Annotated in this window: 23 protein-coding genes; 11 read left to right on the forward strand and 12 right to left on the reverse strand. The window is 65.1% G+C overall.

The features are described from left to right. Positions 1-28: 28 nt before the first annotated feature. Both AC3WW4_RS01150 and AC3WW4_RS01155 read right to left on the reverse strand, forming a co-directional pair. Positions 29-1,681 carry an acetolactate synthase large subunit gene (locus tag AC3WW4_RS01150; protein ID WP_488826539.1) on the reverse strand — a complete coding sequence of 551 codons (1,653 nt, stop codon included), beginning with the start codon at positions 1,679-1,681 and terminating at the stop codon, positions 29-31. 139 nt (positions 1,682-1,820) lie between these two features. Continuing rightward, on the reverse strand, positions 1,821-3,446 hold the full coding sequence (locus AC3WW4_RS01155; RefSeq protein WP_488826540.1) for an FAD-dependent oxidoreductase: 1,626 nt from the start codon (positions 3,444-3,446) through the stop codon (positions 1,821-1,823). Positions 3,447-3,522: 76 nt separating this feature from the next. Here AC3WW4_RS01155 and AC3WW4_RS01160 point away from each other — a divergent pair, with 76 nt between their 5' ends. The 4 genes from AC3WW4_RS01160 to AC3WW4_RS01175 all read left to right on the forward strand — a co-directional run bounded on the left by AC3WW4_RS01160 (position 3,523) and on the right by AC3WW4_RS01175 (position 7,915). After that, on the forward strand, positions 3,523-4,551 hold the full coding sequence (locus AC3WW4_RS01160) for an AraC family transcriptional regulator (RefSeq protein WP_488826542.1): 1,029 nt from the start codon (positions 3,523-3,525) through the stop codon (positions 4,549-4,551). 98 nt (positions 4,552-4,649) lie between these two features. Beyond that, positions 4,650-6,068: a coniferyl aldehyde dehydrogenase gene (locus tag AC3WW4_RS01165; protein WP_488826544.1), complete on the forward strand. Its 1,419-nt coding sequence runs from the start codon at positions 4,650-4,652 to the stop codon at positions 6,066-6,068. 103 nt (positions 6,069-6,171) lie between these two features. After that, the gene (locus AC3WW4_RS01170) at positions 6,172-6,678 is read left to right on the forward strand and encodes a hypothetical protein (protein WP_488826546.1); all 507 of its coding nucleotides are present in this window, start codon (positions 6,172-6,174) and stop codon (positions 6,676-6,678) included. Between the two features lie 49 nt (positions 6,679-6,727). Continuing rightward, positions 6,728-7,915, forward strand: a complete 1,188-nt coding sequence (locus tag AC3WW4_RS01175) for a pyridoxal phosphate-dependent aminotransferase (RefSeq protein ID WP_488826548.1) — start codon at positions 6,728-6,730, stop codon at positions 7,913-7,915. Between the two features lie 79 nt (positions 7,916-7,994). Here the strand turns inward: AC3WW4_RS01175 and AC3WW4_RS01180 are convergent, their stop codons facing one another. Beyond that, complete coding sequence (locus AC3WW4_RS01180; RefSeq protein ID WP_488826549.1) at positions 7,995-8,240, reverse strand: hypothetical protein; 246 nt, start codon at positions 8,238-8,240, stop codon at positions 7,995-7,997. Between the two features lie 223 nt (positions 8,241-8,463). Between AC3WW4_RS01180 and AC3WW4_RS01185 the strand changes: the two genes are divergently transcribed. After that, on the forward strand, positions 8,464-9,876 hold the full coding sequence (locus tag AC3WW4_RS01185; protein ID WP_488826551.1) for a TAXI family TRAP transporter solute-binding subunit: 1,413 nt from the start codon (positions 8,464-8,466) through the stop codon (positions 9,874-9,876). A gap of 51 nt (positions 9,877-9,927) precedes the next feature. Here AC3WW4_RS01185 and AC3WW4_RS01190 read toward each other — a convergent pair whose 3' ends face one another. The 3 genes from AC3WW4_RS01190 to AC3WW4_RS01200 all read right to left on the reverse strand — a co-directional run bounded on the left by AC3WW4_RS01190 (position 9,928) and on the right by AC3WW4_RS01200 (position 13,406). Continuing rightward, the gene (locus AC3WW4_RS01190; protein ID WP_488826553.1) at positions 9,928-11,223 is read right to left on the reverse strand and encodes a type II toxin-antitoxin system HipA family toxin; all 1,296 of its coding nucleotides are present in this window, start codon (positions 11,221-11,223) and stop codon (positions 9,928-9,930) included. A 3-nt stretch (positions 11,224-11,226) separates the two neighbouring features. Then, positions 11,227-11,538 (reverse strand): helix-turn-helix domain-containing protein, encoded by a 312-nt coding sequence (locus AC3WW4_RS01195; RefSeq protein WP_488826555.1) that lies wholly within the window; start codon positions 11,536-11,538, stop codon positions 11,227-11,229. A 389-nt stretch (positions 11,539-11,927) separates the two neighbouring features. Next, the gene (locus AC3WW4_RS01200) at positions 11,928-13,406 is read right to left on the reverse strand and encodes a hypothetical protein (RefSeq protein ID WP_488826557.1); all 1,479 of its coding nucleotides are present in this window, start codon (positions 13,404-13,406) and stop codon (positions 11,928-11,930) included. 74 nt (positions 13,407-13,480) lie between these two features. Between AC3WW4_RS01200 and AC3WW4_RS01205 the strand changes: the two genes are divergently transcribed. Genes AC3WW4_RS01205 through AC3WW4_RS01215 form a run of 3 tightly spaced genes read left to right on the forward strand, consistent with a single transcriptional unit; the run spans position 13,481 to position 15,788 of the window. Further along, positions 13,481-14,095: a class I SAM-dependent methyltransferase gene (locus tag AC3WW4_RS01205; protein WP_488826559.1), complete on the forward strand. Its 615-nt coding sequence runs from the start codon at positions 13,481-13,483 to the stop codon at positions 14,093-14,095. Continuing rightward, on the forward strand, positions 14,092-15,018 hold the full coding sequence (locus AC3WW4_RS01210) for a phosphorothioated DNA-binding restriction endonuclease (protein ID WP_488826561.1): 927 nt from the start codon (positions 14,092-14,094) through the stop codon (positions 15,016-15,018). The genes AC3WW4_RS01205 and AC3WW4_RS01210 overlap by 4 nt, the downstream gene beginning before the upstream one ends. Positions 15,019-15,044: 26 nt before the next feature. Next, positions 15,045-15,788, forward strand: coding sequence for an HNH endonuclease (locus AC3WW4_RS01215; RefSeq protein ID WP_488826563.1), 744 nt, complete (start codon positions 15,045-15,047; stop codon positions 15,786-15,788). A gap of 80 nt (positions 15,789-15,868) precedes the next feature. Here the strand turns inward: AC3WW4_RS01215 and AC3WW4_RS01220 are convergent, their stop codons facing one another. The 6 genes from AC3WW4_RS01220 to AC3WW4_RS01245 all read right to left on the reverse strand — a co-directional run bounded on the left by AC3WW4_RS01220 (position 15,869) and on the right by AC3WW4_RS01245 (position 18,701). Continuing rightward, on the reverse strand, positions 15,869-16,108 hold the full coding sequence (locus AC3WW4_RS01220) for a hypothetical protein (RefSeq protein WP_488826565.1): 240 nt from the start codon (positions 16,106-16,108) through the stop codon (positions 15,869-15,871). A gap of 14 nt (positions 16,109-16,122) precedes the next feature. After that, positions 16,123-16,362 (reverse strand): 4Fe-4S binding protein, encoded by a 240-nt coding sequence (locus AC3WW4_RS01225; protein WP_488826567.1) that lies wholly within the window; start codon positions 16,360-16,362, stop codon positions 16,123-16,125. A 26-nt stretch (positions 16,363-16,388) separates the two neighbouring features. Then, complete coding sequence (locus AC3WW4_RS01230; RefSeq protein WP_488826569.1) at positions 16,389-17,720, reverse strand: HipA domain-containing protein; 1,332 nt, start codon at positions 17,718-17,720, stop codon at positions 16,389-16,391. Further along, positions 17,717-17,983 (reverse strand): helix-turn-helix transcriptional regulator, encoded by a 267-nt coding sequence (locus AC3WW4_RS01235; RefSeq protein ID WP_488826571.1) that lies wholly within the window; start codon positions 17,981-17,983, stop codon positions 17,717-17,719. Before AC3WW4_RS01235 ends, AC3WW4_RS01230 begins: the two co-directional genes overlap by 4 nt. Before the next feature lie 180 nt (positions 17,984-18,163). Then, positions 18,164-18,376, reverse strand: coding sequence for a 4Fe-4S binding protein (locus AC3WW4_RS01240; RefSeq protein ID WP_488826572.1), 213 nt, complete (start codon positions 18,374-18,376; stop codon positions 18,164-18,166). Continuing rightward, positions 18,309-18,701, reverse strand: coding sequence for a nucleotide pyrophosphohydrolase (locus AC3WW4_RS01245; RefSeq protein WP_488826574.1), 393 nt, complete (start codon positions 18,699-18,701; stop codon positions 18,309-18,311). Before AC3WW4_RS01245 ends, AC3WW4_RS01240 begins: the two co-directional genes overlap by 68 nt. A gap of 121 nt (positions 18,702-18,822) precedes the next feature. Between AC3WW4_RS01245 and AC3WW4_RS01250 the strand changes: the two genes are divergently transcribed. Genes AC3WW4_RS01250 through AC3WW4_RS01260 form a run of 3 tightly spaced genes read left to right on the forward strand, consistent with a single transcriptional unit; the run spans position 18,823 to position 23,350 of the window. Continuing rightward, on the forward strand, positions 18,823-20,214 hold the full coding sequence (locus AC3WW4_RS01250) for a sensor histidine kinase (RefSeq protein ID WP_488826576.1): 1,392 nt from the start codon (positions 18,823-18,825) through the stop codon (positions 20,212-20,214). Continuing rightward, positions 20,211-20,585, forward strand: coding sequence for a response regulator (locus AC3WW4_RS01255; RefSeq protein WP_488826578.1), 375 nt, complete (start codon positions 20,211-20,213; stop codon positions 20,583-20,585). Before AC3WW4_RS01250 ends, AC3WW4_RS01255 begins: the two co-directional genes overlap by 4 nt. Further along, positions 20,582-23,350 carry a two-component system response regulator gene (locus tag AC3WW4_RS01260; RefSeq protein ID WP_488826580.1) on the forward strand — a complete coding sequence of 923 codons (2,769 nt, stop codon included), beginning with the start codon at positions 20,582-20,584 and terminating at the stop codon, positions 23,348-23,350. The genes AC3WW4_RS01255 and AC3WW4_RS01260 overlap by 4 nt, the downstream gene beginning before the upstream one ends. The last annotated feature ends 8 nt before the right edge of the window (positions 23,351-23,358 follow it).

Genomic DNA, 23,358 nt, shown 5'->3' on the forward strand with positions numbered 1-23,358 from the left:
CTCGAACCGCACCCGTGTGCAGTCTCCATCACGGCGCCACCTTGCGCTTGATCGCCTGCGCCAAAGGCTGCGGCAGGCTGCCCAGAGCATTGAGCACGTGCGGCAGCACGCGCAGCTTCAGCCCGGTGTAGGCATTGGGCACCACGGCCTCGATCAGGTGCGGCCCCGGCGTGCGCAGGGCGTTCTCCAGCGCGCGGTTGAACTCTTCGGCGGTGGCGGCCCGCACCGCCTGCACGCCCATGCCCTGGGCCAGTTGCACGAAGTCCAGGCCCGGGTTACCAATGTCCAGTTGCGAGCGAGCCTTCTCCCCCTTGCCCGTGGCGCCCACGCGCTGCAGCTCCATGTTCAAGATGGCGTAGGACTTGTTGTTGAAGACAACGGTGGTGACGTTGAGCTGCTCGCGCGCCATCGTCCACAGCGCCTGGACCGTGTACATGGCAGAGCCATCGCCCACCAGCGCCAGCACGGGGCGGTCCGGGCAGGCAATGGCCGCGCCCACGGCATTGGGCAGGCTTTGGCCAATGGCCCCGCCCGTCAAGGTGATCACGTCGTGGCGAGGGGCCCCGCGCGTGAAGGTCGGCAGCTTCACGCCCGAGGTCTGGGCCTCGTCCACGATGATGGCCCGCTCGGGCAACAGGGCACCAATGGCCTGGCACACCTTCTCGGCGCTGAGCTCGCCGCTCGGGTGCTCGGGGCGTTGCGGGGTCTGCAGTTCAGGCTGAACGTCCTGCGCCCCCAGCGCGGCCACCAGCTTGTCCAGGCCCGCCACGGCGTCTTGCTCGTAAGTGGCCAGGCAGTGCACCGTGCAGCCCTCCGGCACCAGGTCGCTGGGCTTGCCGGGGTAGGCGAAGAAGGACACCGGTGACTTGGCATCGACCAGCACCAAGTGCTTCAAACCCGCCAACTGCGTCGAGGCCAGCTCGGCCAGATAGGCAATGCGCTCCACATGGGGCAGGCCGGCACCGCGCTCGATGCGGGTCGGGAACACCTCGGCGTACAGCTTGACCCCGGTTTTCGCGGCAATGCGGGCGGCCGCCATCAGGGCCGGCTCGCGCAGGGCACGCGCGCCCAGCAACAAGGCGGTCTTGCCGCCGCCTTGCAGGGCCTTCGCAATGGTCGCCACCACCGCATCGTCGGCCACCGGGGGCACCGTCAGCGTCGGCATGGGGGCAGGCACGCCGCCCTCGCTCCACGACACGTCGGCTGGCAAGATGAGGGTGGCGACCTGCCCCGGGGGGCCCATCGAGGCGGCCACGGCTTCCACCGCGTCCTGACACAAGGCGGCCGTGCTCTGCGAAGTACGCACCCACTTCGACACATTGCGCGCCACCGTTTCGATGTCGGACTGCAGTTGCGCGTCGTACTGCACGTGGTGGGTGGCATGGTCGCCCACGATGTTGACGACCGGCACGCGCCCCTTGCGCGCGTTGTGCAGGTTGGCCAGGCCATTGCCCAGGCCGCAGCCCAGGTGCAGCAGCGTGGCAGCCGGCTTGCCGGCCATGCGCGCATAGCCATCGGCGGCGCCCGTGGCGACACCTTCGAACAGGGTCAGCACGGCGCGCATCCGAGGCTCGTGGTCCAACGCGGCCACAAAGTGCATCTCGGACGTGCCGGGATTGCTGAAACACACTTCCACCCCGGCATCGGCCAGGGTCTTCATCAAAGCTTGCGCACCATTCATGGTGTTCTCCTCGGGGTCCGTCAGATGTCTGATTTCAAAGGTGGCTGGGCGCCGCGGCGGGTGTGCCGACGAAGCGGCGCATGGTGAACGCAAACAGCAAAACGCCGGAAACGATGTCATCTTGCATGGGTACTCCTTGTCAGGCGCCGGCTGTGATGGCTTTGGCCGCCGCGCGCGCCGTCAGAATGCAGCCCGGCAGGAAGGTGCCCTCCAGCGAGCGCTTGCCATTGGCCCCGCCCCCGCCAAACCCCGCGGCCTCGCCCACGCAGTACAGACCGGACACAGGCTGGCCCTGGCCATCGAGCACCCGGCTGTGCAGATCGGTCTGCAGGCCGCCCAGGCTCTTGCGCGTGATCAGTTGCATGTGGATGGCGATGAACGGCCCCGCCCCCTTCATCTGCAACGGCGCAGGCGCGCAGGTGCGCAGCTTGTCCGATCCCCATTGGCGCGCATGCAGCACACGGCGAATCTGGTCATCGTTGTGCAGCTTGCTGCCGTGGGCGAAGTTCGCATCAAAGGCGTCGGCGGTAGCCTGCAACACAGCAGCGTTCACGTCCTGCTTGCCATACAAAGTCTGGGTCAAGGCGTTCATCTTTTGGGCCAGCCCCTGCAGGGTGTCGTCCACCAGGAAGTGCGGGCTCTCGCGCTGCATCTGCCGCACCAGGCGGTCGTTGTGGGTGAGCATCTCGAACACAAAGCGAATGAACTGCTTGTCGCGGATGCGCGGGTTGTGCTCGGCCCCCGAGATGGCGAACTCTTTGGCAGCGATGCGCCAGTTCAGCAGCTGCCAGGTGTACGGTTGGGCCTGCGCCGCCACACGCTGGCACAGCTCATGGGTGTCAAAGCCCGTCACCAGCGGCTCCGGCCCGATGCGCCGGCCGGTGTGATCCAGCCACAGCGCCGACTTGCACGGAATCAGCGACAAACCATGTCCTTCGAAATGAGGCTGCGGATGCGGGATGCCGGCGGCGTAATTCCACATCTCGCCCGCATGCGTGATCTGCCCGCCCAAGGCATCGGCCACCAGGTGGTGCAACTTGCCATCGGCAAAGGGGTGCGCGCCGTTGAGCATGCTCGCCGGGCGCGGGCGATGCGCGGGCCAGTTCGCCACCGTCTCAGCATGTGAGCCATTGAAGCCGCCCATCGCCAGCACCACCACCGGCGCTTGCACGCGCACCTCGGCCCCGGTGGCCTCGTTCACCATCACGGCCCCTGACAAGGCCCCGGCCGTGCGCTCCAGGTTCGTCACGCAGTGGCGACTCAGCACCTGCAAACGCCCGCCGGGGTCCGCACCCTTCATGGCGGCGATCATGCAGCGCGTCAGCTCGCGCGAGGTGCCCCACACCACGTGGTAGCGCGGCACGCTGTTGCCGCCCCCATACAGACCACGCTCCACCCAGTTCACGGCCGGCATGAACTTCAGGCCATGCTGCACCAGCCAGTCATACACCTCGGTGCGCGAGTGCTGCACGTAGTACTCGGCCCAGCGCCGGGGCCACACATCGGCCTCGCCCAGCTCGCCAAAGCGCAACCAGTCTTGCAAGGCGCGCTCGGGCGTGTCGGCAATCTTCATGCGGGCCTGCAAGGGCGTGCCCACCAGGGCCATGCCACCAAAGGCCCACAGCGCCAGGCCGCCCAGGCGCTCGGGCGTGTCCCGATCCACCAGAGTCACGTGTTGGCCTGCGCGCAGGCATTCCAGGGCCGCGACGATGCCAGCCAGGCCGCCGCCCACCACCAGCACATCGGTACGCAAAGCTGAAGCCATGAGCCTCATTCCTCCATCACAGAACGAGCATCCAGATTAGCCATTTATGATCCGATCAGATTGACTTGGCAGGACATTGGAATTGACTTTGCAGGCCACCGTGTCGATGAGCTGGGTGCACACCGTGCTGGGCGAAGCGCGCCGGCAAGGGTTGAGCGAACACGCCTTGTTGACGGCCGCCGGCATCCGCCCCGCCGAGCTGACCCAGGAGCGCTGGCCCATCGACCACATCACCCGGCTGTGGCGGGCGGCGGCACGGCTGTCGCACGACCCCGCCTTCGGTCTCAAGGCCGGGGCCCTCGTCGGGCCGGCCAGCTTCAACGTCGTCAGCTTCATCCTGCAATCGGCCGCCAGCCTGCGTCAGGCGCTCAACATCATCCAGAAGTACCAGACCCTCATCTCTGACGGGGGGCGGTTCCAGCTGCTGGCCGGCCCCCAGGCGAGCTGGCTGGTGTACCACCCCCGCCAAGGCGACCTGGCCTTCAGCCCGCACCAGATCGAGGCCGTGCTGGCCGCCGTCGTCAGCGCCACCCGATGGATCACGCAACGCCCCATCCGGCCCCACCTGGTGCGCTTCAGCCACGAACAGGTCGGCCCCCTGCAGGGCTACCGGCAGGTGTTCAGCGGCCCGATCGAATTCAGCCAGGCCTACAGCGGCCTGCTCATTGCCAACGACGTGCTCGACCACGCCTTGCCGCAGGCCAACACCCAGCTGGCGCAGCTGCACGAACAGTACGCCACCGCCCAGTTGCACACCCTGGCGCAAAGCCAGACCTTCGACCAGGCGCTCTCCACCTGGATCCGCTCTCGCATGGGCCCCCCCCCACCCACCCGCGCCGAAGCCGCCCTGGCCTTCGACCTGAGCGAACGCACCCTGGCAAGACGCCTGCACGCGCTGCACACGTCCTACATCGACATCCTCGACCACGCGCGCCGCGACCTGGCCTTGCAACAGCTCAGCGACACCACCCGCTCGCTGCACGACATCGCCCACAGCCTGGGCTTTGCCGAGCTCAGCCCGTTCTACCGGGCGTTTCAGCGCTGGACCGGCACCACACCCGGGCAGTGGCGCCGTCAGCTTCCCGCCCCCGTCCAGGAGGCCTGACAGGCCCCCGCGCATAGCCCCGGCGCGCACGGGGCGAACAGCGCTGTGATAAACCTGCGTCACAAAACCTTCCCTCTCAGCCCCCTGGAGACACGACCTTGAGCACCCCTGTCACCGCCACGAGCCTGGCCGCCACCGTTGCCGCCATGAAGCGCGCCCACATCCAGGACGGCCCCGCCAGCGCCGAGCTCCGTCAGGACCGCCTCAGCCGCGCCATGACGCTGCTGAGCGCCCACCACCGCGAACTGGTCGCCGCCGTCAACGCCGACTTCGGCCACCGCGCCGCCTACCAGACCCTGGCCGCCGACATCATGTCCTCCCTGGGTGCGCTGCGCCACGCCCGCGAGCACCTCGTGCAGTGGATGCAGCCCGAAGAGCAACCCGCTCCGGCGCCCGGCATGCAGGCGCGCATCCAGTACCAGCCTCTGGGCGTGGTGGGCATCATCAGCCCCTGGAACTTCCCCATCAACCTCGCCTTCAGCCCGCTGGCCGGGGTGCTGGCCGCCGGCAACCGCGCGCTCATCAAACCGTCCGAGCTGACCCCGCGCACCGCCGAACTGCTGGCCGAGCTCTTCGCCCGCTACTTCGACCCGATGGAGATCGGCACCGTGCTGGGCGACGCCAGCGTGGGCGCCGCCTTCAGCGGCCAGGCGTTTGACCACCTCATCTTCACCGGCGGCACCAATGTGGGGCGCCAGGTCATGCGCGCCGCCGCCGAAAACCTCGTGCCCGTCACGCTGGAGCTGGGCGGCAAGTCCCCCGTGCTGGTCGACACCGATGCCGACGTGCAGACCGCCGCCGAGCGCGTGCTCACCGTCAAGACCTTCAACGCCGGCCAGATCTGCATCGCGCCCGACTACGTGCTGCTGCCCGCCAGCGCGCAAGACGCCTTTGTGACGCACGCCCGCGCCTTCGTGGCCCGCGTCTTCCCGACGCTGCACACCAACCCCGACTACACCGCCATCATCAGCGAGCGCCACTTCCAGCGTTTGCAAGCCCTGTTGGACGACGCCCGTGCCCAAGGCGCCACCGTGGTCGAGCTGCAGCCCGCTGGCGAGCCCCTAGCGGACACCACCACCCGCAAGATGGCCCCGACCCTGGTGCTGGGCGCCACCGACGCCATGCGCGTGATGCAGGAAGAAATCTTCGGCCCCATCCTGCCGCTGAAAACCTACGCTCAGCCCGACGAAGCCCTGGCCTACATCAACGCGCACCCGCGCCCCCTGGCGGCCTACTACTTCGGCCCCGACGCCGCCCGCCAGCAACGCTTTGCCGACCTCACCACCTCCGGCGCCCTGGTGGTCAACGACGTCATGACCCACGCCTCCATCGAAAGCGTGCCCTTTGGCGGCGTTGGCCCCTCGGGCACCGGTGCGTACCACGGCCTGCATGGCTTCCGGCGCTTCAGCCACGCCAAGGCGGTGGTGGTGCAAAGCCCGGGCGGGGAATACAACCTGCGCCTGCGCGCGCCCTATGCCGGCGCTCAGGCCCACATCGAAAAAATGCTGGGCGGGTGAGAAAACTCACACCCTTGTCACACGCATGCGCCCAAACTGGCCCAATTTCTGCATGATGTAGCTAGCCGCCTGAAACCTCAGGCGCTCTCAAGGAGGATGACGCATGAACCACCATTTCGGCAACATCTCTTCAGACAGCGATCAATGGGTCGCTGCGGCCCGGTTGTACGTGGGCCACTGGCGCCACCCGCTGCATGCGCATGGCAAGCCCGTGCTCTGCCAGGTCGTGATCGACGCGGCCGACTCCCGCTTGGTGGCCGCGCAAGTGGCCGAGCACGGCGTGGCCCGCGAGGCCGACCGCCGCATGCTCCACACCCTGGACAAGGCGCTGCGCGCCCAGAACGTGTACGACCAGCCCAGCGCCTGGGGCTTCACCCTCTGCACCGTGCTGCCCGTCTGGGCGCGCCCCAGCTTCAGCGAAAGCCAGATTGAAGAGCTCGAGCGCATCCAGGGCTACCTGATCGAAGCCCCAGAGCACAAGGTGGACACTGTGCTGGAAGTGCGCGACGCCTTCCTCCAAAACATCGGCGTGACCGAGCGGCACATGTGCCGCGCCGTGCGGGAAGGCGGACGCTACCTGCCCAAGAACGGACGTTCCACGCTCAACTGAGCGCGGGGTGTGGCAGGGCGGAGAGGTGCCCGATGGCACACTCTCCGTCATGCATTTCTCTCAACGCGCCCAGTCGATCACGCCCTTCCTGGCCATGGAGTTCGGCAAACACGCTGCCGAACTGGAGGCCGCCGGCCACCGCGTCATCAAGCTCAACCTCGGCGAGCCCGATTTCGGTGCCCCGCCTGCCGTCCTGACCGCGCTGCAGCGCGTGGCCCAACAGGCTGCCTTGCCCTACACCAGCGCCCTCGGCCTGCCTGCGCTACGTGAAGCCATCGCCGGCTTCTACCAGTCCATGCACGGTGTCACCATCGCGCCCGAGCGCATCGTGGTCACCGCGGGGGCCTCGGCCGCGTTGCTGCTGGTCACCGCCGCCCTGGTCGATCCCGGTGACGAGGTGTTGGTGGGCGATCCGTCCTATCCCTGCAACCGCCAGTTCCTCAGCGGCTTCGGCGCCAACGTGCGCCTGGTGCCCACCACGGCCGCCTCACGCTTTCAGCTTGACCTGGGCGCCGTGCAACGCCACTGGTCGGCCCGCACCCAGGGCCTGATGCTGGCCACGCCCTCCAACCCCACCGGCACCTCCGTGCCTGCGGCCGAACTCGCCGCCCTCTGCGACTGGGCCCGCCGCCACGGCGCCTGGCGCATCATCGACGAGATCTACCTCAACCTCAGCGACGCCGACGCCCAGGGCCGCCCGGCGCAGACCGTGCTCGCGGTGGACCCCGACGCCATCGTCATCAACAGCTTCTCGAAATACTTCGGCATGACCGGCTGGCGCCTGGGCTGGGCCGTGGTGCCCGAGGCCATGGTGCCGGTGATAGAACGCCTGGCACAAAACTACTTCATCTGCGCCTCCACCCCAGCGCAGCTGGCCGCGCTGGCCTGCTTCACGCCAGAATCCCTGGCCGTGTGCGAAGCGCGCCGCGCCGAATTTGCCGCCCGCCGCACCTTGGCACTGGAGGGACTCGCCCGTGCCGGCCTGCCCGTGCCCGTGCTGCCCGATGGCGCCTTCTACGTCTACATCGACGTCAGCCACACCGGGCTGGACTCGATGCAGTTCTGCCAACGTGCCCTGCAAGAAGCCCACGTGGCCCTCACCCCAGGACACGATTTCGGCCCCAGCAGCGGCGGCGCGCATGTGCGCCTGTCGTATGCCGCGTCACGTGAGGACCTGCAGGAAGGGTTGGCGCGCCTGGCGCGGTTCGTGGCGGGGCTGACACCTGGCCCGGCTTGAACGTCCGGCCGCACTGCGGACGCAAAAAAGCCAGGCCCACAGGCCTGGCTTTCACAGGTGATCCAGTGATGCGCTGGATTTACTTGGTCTTGGCGCCCGAAGCGGCAGCGGCCGGTGCGCTGGCCTTGGCTGCAGCTTCCGCCTTCACCGCATGCTTCTTGGCCACATGCTTCTTTTCAGCCTTCTGGTGCTTGGGCTCGGCCTGCTTGACCGTGGAGGCAGCTTCGGCGGGGGCCTTGGGCGCAGCAACAGCGGCCGGCGCCTGAGCGAATGAAGCGGCAGCAAAAGCAGACAGAACGGAAGCGATAACCAGAGTCTTCTTCATCGTGATCTCCAAAGAGACAAGCTCATATGCCTGAGCGGAGGGGCGAGCCCTGCTTGAAAAGTGTGTCGGGCCTGAGTCTTCAACGCCATGCGGTCTCCGCGCGTTGACGTGATGTCGCTGTGAAGTTTTGTAACCACCATGACAACATGTGAACGACCCAGGCCATGCTCCCTGAGGCATCGGTACGGCGCGACATCCATGCGCTGCTTGTACAGTCCAGTCCATGTCTGAGCCCCACACCTCCCTCACCCGCCGCCTGAAACAGGCCTTGCACCTGTGGCTGCTGTCTGTGCGGGACATGATCACCTCGGCCGGCCCGGTGGTCGTGCTGGCTTTTGGTCTGCTGGCCGCTGCGTATTGGTGGCTGGACCCGCAGCCCCCCCGCACCGTCACCCTCGCCACCGGCCCCGCGGGCAGTGCCTATGCCGACTTCGGGCAACGCTACGCCCAGGCCCTCGCGCGTGACGGCATCCGCGTCCAACTGCTCGCCACCGACGGCCCCGTGGCCAACCTGCAGGCCCTGCGCGAAGGCCGTGCCGACGTGGCCTTCGTGCGCGGGGGCAGCGTCGACATGGTGCAAGACGCCAGTGCCGGCATCATGTCCTTAGGCGCGCTGTTCTACGAGCCTGTGTGGCTGTTCTACCGGCCCGCCGCCCTGAAGACCGCGCACAAGCGGGGCAAGGTGGACGCCGCCGAGACGCCTCAGTTGACCTCCCTGACCCAACTGCGCGGCCTGCGTGTCAACGTGGACGAGGACGGCAGCGGCGTGCCCGACCTCATGCGCCGCCTGCTCGACGCCAATGGCCTGAGTGGCAAGGCCTTGCGCCTCAACCATCTGCCCCCCGACAAAGCTGCCCAGGCCTTGCGCAACGGCCATCTCGATGCCTTGGTGCTCGTCACCGCGCCCGAGTCCCCCGTGGTGCAGCGCCTGCTGCAAGAACCCGGCATCACCCTGGCCGAGTTGCCCCAGGGCGATGCCCTGTCGCGCCGCTTCCCCTTCCTGCAAACCGTCACGCTGCCGCGCGGCATGGTGGACCTGGCACGCGACCTGCCCCCGCAAAACATCGGCCTGATGGCCGCCACCACGGCCCTGCTCACGCACGACGAAACCCATCCCGCGCTGCGCCAGTTGTTTGCCCAAGCTGCACAGAAAATTCACGGCGGAGCAGGGTGGTTCAACGGCGCGCGCGACTTCCCCAACACCCGCACCAGCGAACTGCCCGTCACCTCCGAGGGCGACCGCGCCATCAACGGCACGCCGCCCTTCTGGCAACGCTACCTGCCGTTCTGGGCCAGCAACCTGCTCGAACGCATGTGGCTGGTCATCGGCGGTTTGATCGTGTTGTTGCTGCCCTTGTCACGCGTGGTGCCCCCGCTCTACACCTACCGCGTACGCCAGCGCGTGTTCCGCTGGTACGCGCGCCTGCAAGCCGTGGAGGCCCGCATGGACGAGGGCGATGCCGACACCACCGAACTGCGCAACGAGCTGGACGAACTGGACCGCGTGGCCAGCCAGATCACCGTGCCGCTGGCCCATGCCGATGAGCTGTATGCGCTGCGGAACAACATTGAGAAGACGCGCAGGCGGTTGTTGGTGAGGCAGGGTGGCGCGGCAGTTGCGGGACCACAGCAATGACGAACAGCGAGCACCGCTGCGGCAACATCCACTGAGGCCGGCGGACGGTACTCAGCGCTTGTTGGACCTGCGGCGCGTTCGGGCCTGCTTCGCCGCTTCCACGGCCATGGCCAGGTCATCTGGCCTGGACTCGATCTCAGACGCCAGCCCAAACGAGCATCGCACCGATGCGACCACCTCATCGTGCACACCCGGCAGCGGCGCCAACGCCTCGCGCATGAGTGGCTCCCATTGGCTCGCCACGGCTTGCGCTGCCGCCGACAGCCAGGCCGCTGCCACCTCCACCTCAAGCCCGAAGTGCGCAGCCACGCCCAGGAAGCGGCCGAGGCCTGTCTCACCGTGGCCATCCAGCCCTGTGGCCATGGACAGACTGGGCCGGTCCCCATGACGCACGGTGAACATCGGCGTGATGTCAAAGGCCGGTGACAAGCGCCAGCCATGCCCATCATGAAGCAAGCCATGGTTGCGGGGGTGATCGTCCACGTTGCCAACCAGTGCATTGAAGACCATGCGCCGCCAAAGCTCTGGCGTCTCCCCTGCGCCCCATCGCCTCATCGCATCCGCCAAGTGCAGATACGAGCGCCGTGGGTCACCGCGAACGGCCGAGGGTTCCAGTTGCAGCACAGAATGCGCGCTGGCAAAGAGCCGGCGTTGGGGGCAAGCCGGATCGCCCTCTCGGTCGAAACGCTCGATCATGAACACCTGGTGGGCGCCGTGCGTGCGCAACGCAATCTGCGGCACCGTGAGCCCGACCTTGCCCGCCAGCGACATGGCCACGAACTCACGCGCTGGCATACACGGCAAGTCACCGCGGTCTTGCATCTTCACCAGCCACAACTTGCCCTCGTGCTCAAACGTGGCCTTGGGGCGCTCCCCGCCGGCACTCGTCCCCGCATCACCGTTGACACGGCGGATGGCTCGCGAAGAAGGTGAACCCTCTTCCAGTCGGTCCAACTCGCTGGCCAGCGCCGATACCGGCTTCGGACGCCATGCGATCTTGACCTCCATCTGCTCGCACACCTCGATGGCGCCCACCGTATCGGGAGGCCCCACCTCCAGCAGCTCGATCGCGGACAAGTCTCTGCCGGCGTTGGCACACAAACGGTCTTGCCCGTACCCCGCGGGCTTGGCGTCCTGAATGACGAAGGGCAGGCCTGCGATCTTGGGAATGGGGACGTTGCCCTTCTTCAAGCGCAGCTGCACCGGATCCAGCGCCACCGCCTGCGGATGGGACAGGTATTCAGGCAGGTAACGGAACCCCGCAGGAGACTCGTGCACCAGCTCACCGGCCTGAACGGGCACGCTGCTGCCTGGCAGCCAGACCCACACCGGAACAGCGCGGCCCATGCGTCAGTCCTTTGCGCCTGCCAGCGCGCTGCGGGCGTAGGCGGCGATCTCAGGATCAGTCTGGAGTGAGAACAGCTCGTCCGCCTGCGCGAGCAAGCCCATGGCGTCGAGCACCTTCAGGACGTTGCCAAAGGCAATGCCATCGAAGCCCCCCTCAATGGAGGCCACCGTGCTGATGCCAACGCATGCCAACTGAGCCAACTCGGCCTGGGTCATCTGCCTCGCCTTGCGGGCCACCTTCACGCGCTCACCCAAGCGCAACAGCGCATGCTGGATGAGCACCGGAACCGGCTGCTTGCGTGGCATCGTTGTCATGGGAATGAATAGTACGGATAAATCATTCCTTTGACAATGATCAGCCTGAATCCGCCAGCAGCAATCCTTGAGTCGCCTGACCGATGAGTTGCATGCGCTACGGCGCAAAATTGAGAGCGAGTTGCGCGGGCTCGTATTCGCTGTTCGCGAATAGCGAATGACGGGGTGATCACGGTCCCGGGCGGCGTGGCACTTTTCCAGGCGGCACATTCTCGACGGGTTTCGACAACTCATCCGTTACGAGCAAGGCGGTCAGTCGCACCACATGCGCTTGAGCCGACTCGACCACACAACGACCCGCAGCCCTGTCAGCCTGACTTTGCGCCCAGGCCTCGCCCAGCTCGTTCAAGCCATCCGTCTTGTGATCATCGGCATCTGGTGCGGGCATCTCAATTCCGGGTAAGTGCGCTGGGTCTGTCGATGATAGGTGCTCTCACCGCCACCCGCTTCTCCAACTCCACCACCACCCGCCGCAGCGCCTCATACCGCTGCCGCTTGTTGCCCCCATACGTGGCCAGCCAGTTCGAGCCCACGCCCACGGCCAGACCCAACCACCAGGTGTTGGTCGCCACCAGCACCGTCTTGGCCGCCGCGCCCGTCACGCCCAGCTTGGCGGCACGCCCGCCAAACTCGGCGCCGCGCTGCTCCATCGTCAGGCTCTTGTCCATGAACGACGACAAGGCCACCACCGCCAGGCCCACCGCCGAAGGCACCAGGTCCGACACGCCCAGCCCCTGGCCAGCCTGCCCCATGTGCCCGATGTGCCCCGCGCTCACCGCCGCCTCCACCTGCTGCTGCAACACCGCCTCGCTGATGCCGCTGTCCGCCACACGGTCGGCCGCGCCCAAGGCCACCAGCTGCGCGTGCACCTCGGTCGTCGTCGTCACGTCGATGTCGGGGTAGCGCTGCAAAGCCTCTTGCACATACGCCACCGACTCCGTCGCCTTGGCCTGCAGCAGCTCCACCACCTGCCCGTTGGCGTCCACGATCTCGATGTCGTGCCCCGGCTGCGTGGCCGAACCCGCCAACTGCGCCTGCACCCCATCGGGCAGGTTGCCATCGTTGAGATGCGACACCAGCTCCATCTCGAACAGCTTGCCCTTGACGCCATGGACCAGGCCGACCACCTCGTCGGCCGACATGCGCTGCACCGCGTCGGTGAAGGTCTCGCCACTGGCGGCCAGACCCGGATACGCCAGCTCGAACGCGCGCGCCACCTCGGGCGGCACCGCAGCCGGGTCGCGCACCAGAGCGGCCAGCGACACCCCGCCCACCACCAGCAGGTCCAGCAAGTCCTTCTTGCGGCGCTCATGCTGCGCCAGCTCGATGGCCGCCAGGCGCCGCTGCGACCGCGCCCGCACCTCGGTGCTCGCGTGCTGCAAGCGCCGGCGCAGCTTCTCGAAATCGCGCTCGGTGAGGGCCACCGTGTCCACCGCGCCCGACACCGTGCCCACCACGCCACTCATCGCGCTGGCCGTGGCGCTGCCCACAGTGGGTGCCGCCTTCTGCGCCGACGAGCCGATGCTGCCCGCCGCCCGGCCGACCACACCCACCGCATCGGCGGTGTAGCCCGCCACATGGCCAGCGACCTTGCCCAAGGCGCCCCCAGACTGCGCGCCCGCCTGATGCGCACGCGCCGCCACCGAACCCGCGCCGGCCGCCAGTGCCTGCCCGGAGGCCTGCAGCGCACGCCCGCTCAAGGCCACCGCCGCCTTCGCGACCGAGCCGATCTCATGCTCATGCGCCTTCACGATCTGGGTGGTGCCGTGCAAGGCATCGCCCGACAGCTTGACGGCCTGGACGCCGAGCTGGCCTGTGAGCTTGGCGGCACTGCCCAGGATCTTTCCGGTTTTTTTGAAGAAGCTCACCGTCACCACCTCCTTGCCAACTCACACATCGCGCCACACAGCCACGCCCTCAAAAGGGCACACACAATACTGCCATGAACCCGCCCAGCAGCCCAGTGAGCCCCGGCTACTACACCCAGCACGCCGAAGCCTACGCCCACACCACCCGCACGGTGGACATGGCCCCGCTGTACGCACGCTTCCTGCCGCATGTACCCGTAGGCGGCCTCGTTCTGGACGCGGGCAGTGGCTCAGGACGTGATGCGCTGGCCTTCCTGCAACAGGGCTACGCGGTCGAAGCCTTTGATGCCAGCCCTGAACTCGCGCAACTGGCGTCGCTGCACGCCGGCATCCCCGTCAAGGTGATGCGTTTTCAGGACGTGGACGACACCGGCCGCTTCGATGCCATCTGGGCCTGCGCCAGCCTCTTGCATGTCCCTGAACGTGAGCAGGCCGAAGCCTGGCGCAGACTGTGGCGTGCGCTCAAGCCCGGTGGCGTGGTGTACGCCAGCTACAAGCTGGGGAAAACTGAGCGTGTGGATGAAGCGGGCAGGGCATTCACTGACGCCGATGAAGCGCGCCTGTCCGAATGGCTTAACCCACTGCGAGGTATCGCGCGTGTGGAGACCTGGTTGACCACCGACCAGCGCCCCAGCCAGATGCAAACGTGGTTGAATGCCCTGGTATATCGACAAACCGCCCCGCGATGACCCTCACCAGCCAGGACGTTCTGAAAGCCTTTGAACGCATCCGCGTGTTTCAGCGTGGAGAACAACGTGCCGTCCACAAGCCGCTTTTGATCCTGCTGGCCCTGGCCCGCATCGCTCAGGACGCCCCGCGCATGGTCACCTTCGAAGACATCGAAGGCACCTTCAAGAATCTGCTGGCCGAGTTCGGCCCCAGCAGCGCGCCAAACTCCCGGCACTATCCTTTCTGGCACCTCGCCACCGATGGCGTCTGGCAACTCGATGGCCCGGCCGACTTTCTCAACCGGCCCGCGGGCGCCACACCCAACCTCAGCGAGCTGCGCAATCTGCACATCGCCGGAGGCTTTTCGCCCGAGGTGGACGCCGCCCTGCGACGCGACCCCGCTCTGCGCGCCCAACTGGCCCACCAACTGCTGGATGCCCACTTCCCCGAAACCCTGCACGGCGACATCCTGTCGGCCATTGGGCTGGACCTGAGCACGCCACGCACCGGAGAGTCCACCGATAGCGATCGCCAGGCTGCACCACGCCGTGATCCGAAGTTCCGCGAACGCGTGCTGCGCGCCTATGAGTACCGCTGTTGCGTGTGCGGTTTCGACCTGCGCATCGGCAACATCACGGCCGGCCTGGAGGCCGCGCACATCAAGTGGTTCCAGGCCAAGGGGCCAGACATCGAAGCCAACGGACTGGCGCTGTGTGCCCTGCATCACAAGGTGTTCGACCTGGGCGCTTTCACCATCCTGCCCGACACGTACAGCATGGTGTTCAGCCAACATGCCGTTTCCGGCGAAGCCTCACGCAAGATGCTGCTGGGCTTTCATGGTGCCGGGATCATCCTGCCGCAGAGCAAGGACTACTTCCCGAAGACGGAGTTCTTGCATTGGCATGAGAAGGAAGTGTTCAAGAAGCCGGGGAGGGAGATGTGAGACGCGATTGGACACGTGACGAAGTATTGGCCGCACTTCACCTCTACACCCAATTGAGCTTTGGGCAACTCCATCAGCGAAATCCCGAAATTCAGTCTCTGGCGCAGCACATGGGCAGGACGCCCAGTTCGGTTGCGATGAAGTTGACCAATCTGGCCAGCCTTGACCCACAGATCACCGCCAACGGGCGAAAGGGCCTAGCTGGTGCATCGGCCCTGGACCGCTCAGTATGGGCGGAACTCCAGTCCCACTGGGACGTGACTGCCACACAAGCCGCTAACGCATTTGAGCGACTCACTGATCAAGTTGATGTGGTTGTCAACGCTGATGAAGACTCAAGCCCTCTGCCCGATTTTGCGGAAGGCCAAACACGAGCAGCCATTGTGCAAGTGCGAAAGAACCAGCACATCTTCAGGCGAGCGGTTCTCAGCAGTTACAACAACAAGTGCTGCATCACCGGCCTGGCAGAGGAGCGCCTGCTGATCGCCAGTCACATCGTGCCTTGGAGCGAAGACAAAGAGAATCGGTTGAATCCGCAAAATGGCTTGTGCTTGTCCGCGCTGCATGACAAGGCGTTCGACCTGGGACTTATCACCGTGACGCCGGAGTATCGGGTGCTCGTGTCGCCCAGCATGAAACGAAAAAGTGCTGACACGTTCATGGCCGACAGCCTGCTGAAGTTTGATCAACACAAGATTGACCTACCAGAGCGATTCAAACCGAAGGCTGAATTCCTTGCATGGCATGGGCAGCGGTTTGGATTCAACTGAAGCTCACAACATGAGCCATGCAGGATCGAGGTGCGATCACCGAGCTCCGCCCCCTTTGATGCATCCGTCAGTTTTCGTGCTCACCCCGCGAGCCCCCGAACACCTTGGCCGCGCCCAGTCACCAACATGGCCTTGCCCGGAACAATGCCCAGGTTGAACGGCCACAAAAAGGCACGGGCCGCGAACAGGTACACCAGCACGCCCACCACGATGGTGGCAATGCAAAAGCCCAACCAGACCAGGCCCAACGCCAGGCCGAGCGCCCAAAGCCCCAGCCCGCACAGCATCTGTAAAGCCCCGATGATCTCCCTCTGACGCATACGGACCCCTCCATTCAGCCAGGTGGGCTGGAACTGGTCTTCACCATCCTGACCGCATCAAACGGGCACACCACCACGCACTGCACACACACCGTGCAGCCGCTCTCGTCGTGCAGCACCGCGCGCTTGCGGCCCCAGCCGTTGGGTCCATCGGTCTCCAGCCACAGCACTTTGGGCTCGCACGCGGCCACGCAGCGGCCGCAGCCGGTGCAGCGGTCGGGGTCAATCTCGGGCAGGGCTTTGGGGAGCGCCATCTGTGGCTGGGGCTACTTGCGCCGACTTAGAGGTATGTTGGATCGACCTTCGCCACGTTCTTGGCCGCATCGGCCACAGCCTGACAAGCGGCCACGACATACGCCTGGACTCGGCCGGACTCTTCCTTCGGAACCCCTGCTTGAGTGGCCTCGTCAACGGCGGCATCCAACCCATAAAGCGTCTTCTTGGCCAGATCCTGCATTTGTCTGGCCATCGCGGCCATTCGCACTCCTGCCTGGCGCCCCAACTGGGCCCAGTCGAAGGGCGTGATCTCACTGGCTGTAAAGGCATCACCAATGGCCATGGCCAACGTGCGGTCCAACTTGGCATCTTCCAAAGCGGGAATGCACACAAGATCGTATGTCGGCGCCAGCACGAGTCCGCCGGGCGAGACGAAAAAGGAGACGTTCTTGCCGTGGGCATCGCAGTTGCCAATGAGCACCTGGAAGATGGCCCACCGAAGCAGGGCCATTCGGTCTACGACCGGCTGCACGCTGTATTTGTTGATGACCTCGAACAGCAGCCTCAGGCTGGCTCCATCTCGTATCTCGCGCACGTCGGGCTTATCGCCATAGGGCCGCTCGTACTTCATCCCTACCGACAACCCGAGTGCCTGGCATCCGTCGATCATGTGCAGCCGATCGACGGCCTCATGTCGCTCCAAACGATCAAAGCGACGTACGAACAGGACTGGTTGCGGCAGGTACTCAAGCCAGACATCGGCCACAGGCAAGCCCGCAGCTCGAGCGAGTTTCATGCACAGGAACTCGTTACCTGGCAGGGCCGCCAGTTGGGGTCTTGCCGGTACCGGCTTGACGATCACCGTGGAGGCCCGAAGCCCACCGTTGACCAGATACAGGCGTCTCTCGTGCTCGTAGACGGCAATTTTGTCCTGGTGGCCGGCAATCGACAGGCGCACCTGGCCATCCCACACGGAGAAGGGCTCCTTCGTGCGATCGGCGATCCGTTGCGACAGCTCTGGGCGGCCGATCTCGCGCAATACCTCGGGCTCTGACGGCGGGGTGTCACCGGCCGACAGCCTGATCGCGCCTGCTGTCTCGCGGCCAAGCGCCAGGGCCAGGCCAATGAGGTTGGACTTGGAGATGCCATTGACCTGGGCTGCATGATCCAGGGCCTCCCCCTCTGGCAAGAGGTTCTCGAAGAACTGGCGCACGATGGCGCTGTGCTGCTCGCTGCTGATCTCGTCTTGCCGAATGGGCAGCTGAGGGCACAGGGGGAATGCATTGCGCAGCCGTGCCCACTCATCCGTGTAGGCAAATGCAAACCGGTTGGTGCCCGGATCGTGAGAGAGGTGTCCGACAGCGTGTCTGCCAGCCCAAACGGTGAGGGAGGTCACTCTTGACCTCCATCATCCGCGCCCAAGTCCATCAAGGTCTGTCGGACTGCTTCTCGTTGAGCGGGCTGCACCGCGAAGACGCCAACACCGAGTTCTCGCGCGATGCGCAGTGCGATCGCCAGGCCCACGGATCCAGTGGCCTTTTCCAGATCACTGAGCGTCTGCTTGGAGACCCCCAAAGCCGAGGCTGCATCGACCAGGGTCATGCCGGCAGCCGTGCGCGCTGCACGGATCGCCTGACCAAAGGACGCGGGGTCGTGCATCCAGGGGTCAGTGGGAGCAGGGGTGGGAACGACGCGCTTCATAAAAGCCACGATAGCAGGATTTAACCGGCAAGTCATCTGTTCCGGTTCTTATGGGCTGCTTTCGTAGGACTTTATATGAAAACTGAGCCAGCTGGGTCAAAAAAGATGCAATGCTGGGCTTATTGGTGGTGGACGCCTTCAATGACGGCCAAAGTGCCGTCGGGAGGAGCAGTCGTGGCTGTTGAACACCCTGAAGTCTTGCGCGAATTGCACCCCTGATCCAAGTGGCAGCTGATATCTCGCAGCGGCCACGCAGCGGCCGCAGCCGGTGCAGCGGTCGGGGTCAATCTCGGGCAGGGCTTTGGGGCGGGGCATGGCCATCTCTCGGCGCCACCGGATACTTGCGCGCATTGATCACCATCTTGCGCTGCGCCGCATCCACCAGGTCCACGTTCAGCACGTTGGCCAGTTGCACCAGGTACAGCAGCACGTCGGCCATCTCCAACGCTACGGCTTCTTTCGTGTCAGGCGGCAGCTCGCGGCTTTGCGCTTCGCTCAGCCACTGAAAGGGCTCCAGCAGCTCGCCGGCTTCCACCACCAGGGCCGAGGCGAGGTTCTTGGGCGCATGAAACGGCCCCCAGTCGCGCTCGTCGGCAAAGCGTTGCAGGGCCTGGGCCAGCTGCGCCAGGCTGTCACGCGGGGTGTCGTTCGGGGTGTCAGCCAACGGGGCGCTCATGGCCGTCATCTTAGTTGAGCCGGGATGACGCTGATTGTCGCGCCTGATGTTCTTGGCTATTCTGGATCGCCGCTCACCCCCTTTTGAGCTTGCGTCCAATCACAACAAGGACCCCTCGCCGATGAAGCACTTCAACCGGTACACGCTTCGCGTTGTGATCCCCTATGCGGCCTTTTCTGCGTTGTGGATCTTGTTGTCCGACAAGATCCTGGAAGCGCTGATCAGCGACACGACCACCCTGACCCGTCTGTCCATCTACAAGGGCTGGCTTTTTGTGCTCGTCACCTCCCTGCTGCTGGTGGGCTTGATGCGTCGGCAGTGGCAGGTGCGCCAGCGCGATTTTGCGCGCTTGGAAGCGCGCGTGGCGGAGCGGACACGCGAGCTGGCTGAAACCACGCGCTTTCTGGACGCGCTGGTCGACCACATCTCCAGCCCCATCTTCTACAAGGACGCCACGCTGCGTTTCAAGGGCTGTAACCGGGCGTATGAACAGGCGTTTGGCGTGTCACGCGAGCTGTTCATTGGCAAGACGGTGCTGGAGCTGGCGTACCTGCCACAAGCCGATCGCGACGTGTACCAGGCCGAGGACGCGGCCATGCTGGCGTCAGGCCAGACGCTCAGCCGGGAAGCCATCATGCCCTTTGCCGACGGTCGCGAACACCAGACCCTGTATTCGGTCAGTGGCTTTCGTGCGCCAGATGGCTCCCCAGGCGGACTGGTCGGCATCATTGTGGACATCACCCCCATGAAAGAGGCGGAAGCCGCGCTGCGCGAGGCCAAGCTCGCAGCCGAATCCGCCGATCGAATCAAGTCGGCCTTCCTGGCCACCATGAGCCACGAACTGCGCACCCCCCTCAACTCCATCATTGGCTTCACGGGCATCATCTTGCAAGGCTTGCCCGGCCCGCTCAACGACGAGCAAAAGAAGCAAATCGGCATGGTGCGAAACAGCGCGCGCCATTTGCTGTCCCTGATCAACGATGTGCTCGACATCTCCAAGATCGAAGCCGGTGAACTCACCATTGCCCACGAGCCTTTCGAGCTGGAGGCATCCATCAACAAGGTGGCGGGCATTGTCAAGCCGCTGGCCGACAAGAAGCAACTGGCCTTGCGCATGGACGTGGCCGAGGGGCTGAGCCCCATGACCGGCGATGTCCGGCGGGTCGAGCAGATTTTGCTGAACCTGCTCTCCAACGCGGTGAAGTTCACAGATTCTGGGTCTGTCACTTTGGCAGCCCGGAATGTGCAGGGCTACACTGGTCCGGCAGTGCGCATCAGCGTGACCGACACCGGTGTGGGGATGGCCCCCGAACACCTGACGGAGTTGTTCCAGCCCTTCCGTCAGATTGACTCCGCACTGACGCGCCGCTATGAGGGCACCGGATTGGGGTTGGCCATCTGTCAGCGTTTGGCCACCATGATGGGTGGACAGATCGAGGTCAAGAGTCGCCTGGGCGAGGGCAGTGAGTTCTCGGTCACATTGCCTTGTGACGTGCAAGGAACGCGGACATGAGCGGTCATATCCTTCTGATTGAAGACAACGAGCAAAACGCCTACCTTGTGTCCTACCTGCTGAAGGCGCGCGGCTGGCAGATCGTGCATGCCCTCGATGGCCCCACCGGGCTCTCGATGGCGGGCGACGCCGTCCCTCTGATGGTGCTGCTCGACATCCAGTTGCCGGGCATGGACGGTCATGAGGTGGCGCGGCGTCTGCGCAGCAATCCCACGCTCGCCAATGTGCCCATCGTGGCCGTGACGTCCTACGCCATGCAGGGCGACCGAGAGCGCTGCATGGCGGCCGGATGCAATGGCTATATCGAGAAGCCCATTGATCCTGATACTTTTGCAGATCAGGTGGAGCACTTCTTGGGGGCCCTGCCATGACATGCGCTCTGGTGGTCGATGACCGGGAAGACAATGTGTACCTGCTGCAGTCTTTGCTGCGCGGGCATGGCTTTACGGTTTTCACGGCTGCCAACGGCGCCGAGGCCCTGAGCACCGCACGATCACACCCGCCTGATGTGATCATCAGCGATCTGCTCATGCCGGAGATGGACGGCTACACACTGCTGCGCGAGTGGAAGAGCGACGAGTCGCTGGCCCACATTCCTTTCATCGTCTACACCGCCACCTACACCGAGCCCAAAGACGAGAAGCTGGCACTGGACCTGGGTGCCGAGGCCTTCATGGTCAAGCCCGAGGAGCCAGAGGTCTTCATGCAGCGGCTCAATGAGGTGCTGCGTCAGAATGAAGGCGGCACGCTGCCTTTGCGCACCCCCGTTCTGGACGAGACCACCGCCCTGCACCATCACCGGGATGTCTTGGTGCACAAGCTGGCCGAGAAGGCCGACCAACTTGAACAACGGGTGGCCGAGTTGGCCGTCTCCGAGAAGCACATTCACCGCCTCAACCTGCTGTACCGTGTCTTGTCCGAGACCAATCAGGCGATTGTTCATCTGGCTGACGAGGACGAGTTGTTTCAGACCATCTGCCGCACAGCGGTCGAACGCGGTGGCTTCGCCATGGCCTGGGTCGGCCTGCTGGATGCACAGCGAGAGCGCATCACACCCGTGGCGTGGTCGGGGCCAGTCGAGGCGTGGTTCTCGACCATGGGCGACTTCAGTCTGCATGGGCCCCTGCGCGCCCCGGTCGAGATCGCCGTGCGCGAGAACCGCATTTACTTCAGCAACAACCTGACGAGCGAGCCGCTGCTGCAGCCCATCCACGCCGCATTGCGGCAGTCGGGCTTGAATTCGGCCATCTCTACCCCGCTGCATACCAACGGGCAATTGGTGGGCGCACTGACGCTGTTTGCCACCGATCCCGATTACTTCGACCCGGCCATGCATGAGCTGGTCGTTGAAATCGCCTCCGACATCTCTTTTGCCCTGGGCAACTTCGAGAGAGAAAAGCAACGCCGTCTGGCCGAAGAGCGGCTGCGGCAAAGCGAAGAAGCCAACCGCCTGACACGGCGCGCCGTCGAGGCCTCGGCCAACGGCATCATGATCACGGTCATTGAGCCGGGCGGCAACCCGATCTGCTACGTCAACCCGGCCTTTGAGCACATCACGGGCTACAGCAGCAGTGAGGTCATCGGGCGCGACCCGAGGTTCCTGCGTGGGCCCGACCATCAGCAAATTGGCACCACCATCATCAACGCTGCTCTCAAGGACGGCCGCGATGGCAAGGCCATGATGCGCAACTACCGCAAGGACGGCAGTCTGTTCTGGAACGAGCTGTCGATTGCCCCGGTGCTTGATGCCAACGGCCTGTCCACCCACTATGTGGGCATCATCAACGACGTCACCGAGCGCAAATCCTACGAAGCCCAGCTCGAACGCCAGAACAACCAGGATGCGCTCACCGGTCTGGCCAGCCGGAACCTGTTGCGCGACCGAACGATTCAGGCCATTGCCTATGCGACGTATCACAAGCGTTTTGTGGCCATGCTGTTCATTGATCTGGACAAGTTCAAGCGCATCAATGACAGCCTGGGGCATGGCTCGGGTGACGCCATGTTGCGCATCATTGCCGAGCGCATCTCGACCTGCGTCAGCAAGCGCGACACACTGGCACGTCTGGGGGGCGACGAGTTCGTGCTGCTGCTCCCCGACATGGCCAGTTCGCAAGATGCCTCACTGATGGCCAATCAGGTGCTGAAGGCGATTGCGCAGCCCATTTCCGCCGATGACCGAGAGTTCGACTTCTCCGGCAGCATTGGCATCAGCGTCTTCCCGACCGACGGGAACGACTACGACACCTTGCTGCGCAACGCCGATGCGGCCATGTACAAGGCCAAGCAGAGCGGAGGCAATGCCTTCCGGTTCTACACAGGCAACATGAACGTGGAGGCCATGCGCCGCCTGGAGTTGGAAACCGGCCTGCGGCAGGCGTTGGGACACGGTCGGTTGATTTTGCATTACCAGCCGCTGCTCAACCTGTGTTCGGGCCAGGTGGCGGGCGTCGAGGCGCTGCTGCGCTGGCGCGGGCGCGACGATGTTCTGGTGTCACCTGCAGAGTTCATTCCGGTGGCCGAGGAAACGGGGCTGATTTTGCCGATTGGCGAATGGGTGCTGCAGACGGCCTGCCGGCAGGCTCAACAATGGCGGCAAAACGGCATGGACTTGTGCATTTCGGTGAACCTGTCCACCCGCCAGTTTCGAGACCACCATCTGCCCGACACCGTACGGCGTTGCCTGCTCGACCAGCAGTTGCCCGCCCACTTCTTGAAGCTGGAGATCACCGAAAGCTCGGTGATGGAGGACCCCGAGGCCGCCACCCTCATCCTGACCGAGCTCAAGGCATTGGGCATCCAGATCTCGGTGGATGATTTCGGCACGGGGTACTCCTCGCTGGCCTATCTGCGTCGCTTCCCGATCGACCAGATCAAGATCGATCGATCCTTCATTGTGGACATGGCCGACAACGCCGATGCCGCCGCCATTGTGGAGAGCATCATCGCGCTGGCGCGCAAGCTGCGACTGCAAACGGTGGCGGAAGGGGTGGAGACCGAGGCGCAGCAGGCTTTCATCAAACAGGCCGGTTGCGATCTTTTGCAAGGCTTCCTGTTCAGTCGGCCCTTGCCAGCCGAAGACATGGCGGCCCTGCTGCAGCGGATGACGGCAAGCCCGAGCACACCGACGCCCTGAGCCGACGG

The organism is Aquabacterium sp. TM01, from assembly GCF_057808345.1.

Bases quoted from the DNA above. Each gene is read 5' to 3' on its own strand.
- AC3WW4_RS01260 (WP_488826580.1), top strand. From the start codon at position 20,582: ATGACATGCGCTCTGGTGGTCGATGACCGGGAAGACAATGTGTACCTG.
- AC3WW4_RS01225 (WP_488826567.1), bottom strand. From the start codon at position 16,362: ATGGCGCTCCCCAAAGCCCTGCCCGAGATTGACCCCGACCGCTGCACC.
- AC3WW4_RS01245 (WP_488826574.1), bottom strand. From the start codon at position 18,701: ATGAGCGCCCCGTTGGCTGACACCCCGAACGACACCCCGCGTGACAGC.
- AC3WW4_RS01235 (WP_488826571.1), bottom strand. From the start codon at position 17,983: ATGCACGACCCCGCGTCCTTTGGTCAGGCGATCCGTGCAGCGCGCACG.
- AC3WW4_RS01255 (WP_488826578.1), top strand. From the start codon at position 20,211: ATGAGCGGTCATATCCTTCTGATTGAAGACAACGAGCAAAACGCCTAC.
- AC3WW4_RS01210 (WP_488826561.1), top strand. From the start codon at position 14,092: ATGACCCTCACCAGCCAGGACGTTCTGAAAGCCTTTGAACGCATCCGC.
- AC3WW4_RS01180 (WP_488826549.1), bottom strand. From the start codon at position 8,240: ATGAAGAAGACTCTGGTTATCGCTTCCGTTCTGTCTGCTTTTGCTGCC.
- AC3WW4_RS01155 (WP_488826540.1), bottom strand. From the start codon at position 3,446: ATGGCTTCAGCTTTGCGTACCGATGTGCTGGTGGTGGGCGGCGGCCTG.
- AC3WW4_RS01195 (WP_488826555.1), bottom strand. From the start codon at position 11,538: ATGACAACGATGCCACGCAAGCAGCCGGTTCCGGTGCTCATCCAGCAT.
- AC3WW4_RS01185 (WP_488826551.1), top strand. From the start codon at position 8,464: ATGTCTGAGCCCCACACCTCCCTCACCCGCCGCCTGAAACAGGCCTTG.
- AC3WW4_RS01240 (WP_488826572.1), bottom strand. From the start codon at position 18,376: ATGCGCGCAAGTATCCGGTGGCGCCGAGAGATGGCCATGCCCCGCCCC.
- AC3WW4_RS01175 (WP_488826548.1), top strand. From the start codon at position 6,728: ATGCATTTCTCTCAACGCGCCCAGTCGATCACGCCCTTCCTGGCCATG.
- AC3WW4_RS01250 (WP_488826576.1), top strand. From the start codon at position 18,823: ATGAAGCACTTCAACCGGTACACGCTTCGCGTTGTGATCCCCTATGCG.
- AC3WW4_RS01205 (WP_488826559.1), top strand. From the start codon at position 13,481: ATGAACCCGCCCAGCAGCCCAGTGAGCCCCGGCTACTACACCCAGCAC.
- AC3WW4_RS01170 (WP_488826546.1), top strand. From the start codon at position 6,172: ATGAACCACCATTTCGGCAACATCTCTTCAGACAGCGATCAATGGGTC.
- AC3WW4_RS01220 (WP_488826565.1), bottom strand. From the start codon at position 16,108: ATGCGTCAGAGGGAGATCATCGGGGCTTTACAGATGCTGTGCGGGCTG.
- AC3WW4_RS01190 (WP_488826553.1), bottom strand. From the start codon at position 11,223: ATGGGCCGCGCTGTTCCGGTGTGGGTCTGGCTGCCAGGCAGCAGCGTG.
- AC3WW4_RS01150 (WP_488826539.1), bottom strand. From the start codon at position 1,681: ATGAATGGTGCGCAAGCTTTGATGAAGACCCTGGCCGATGCCGGGGTG.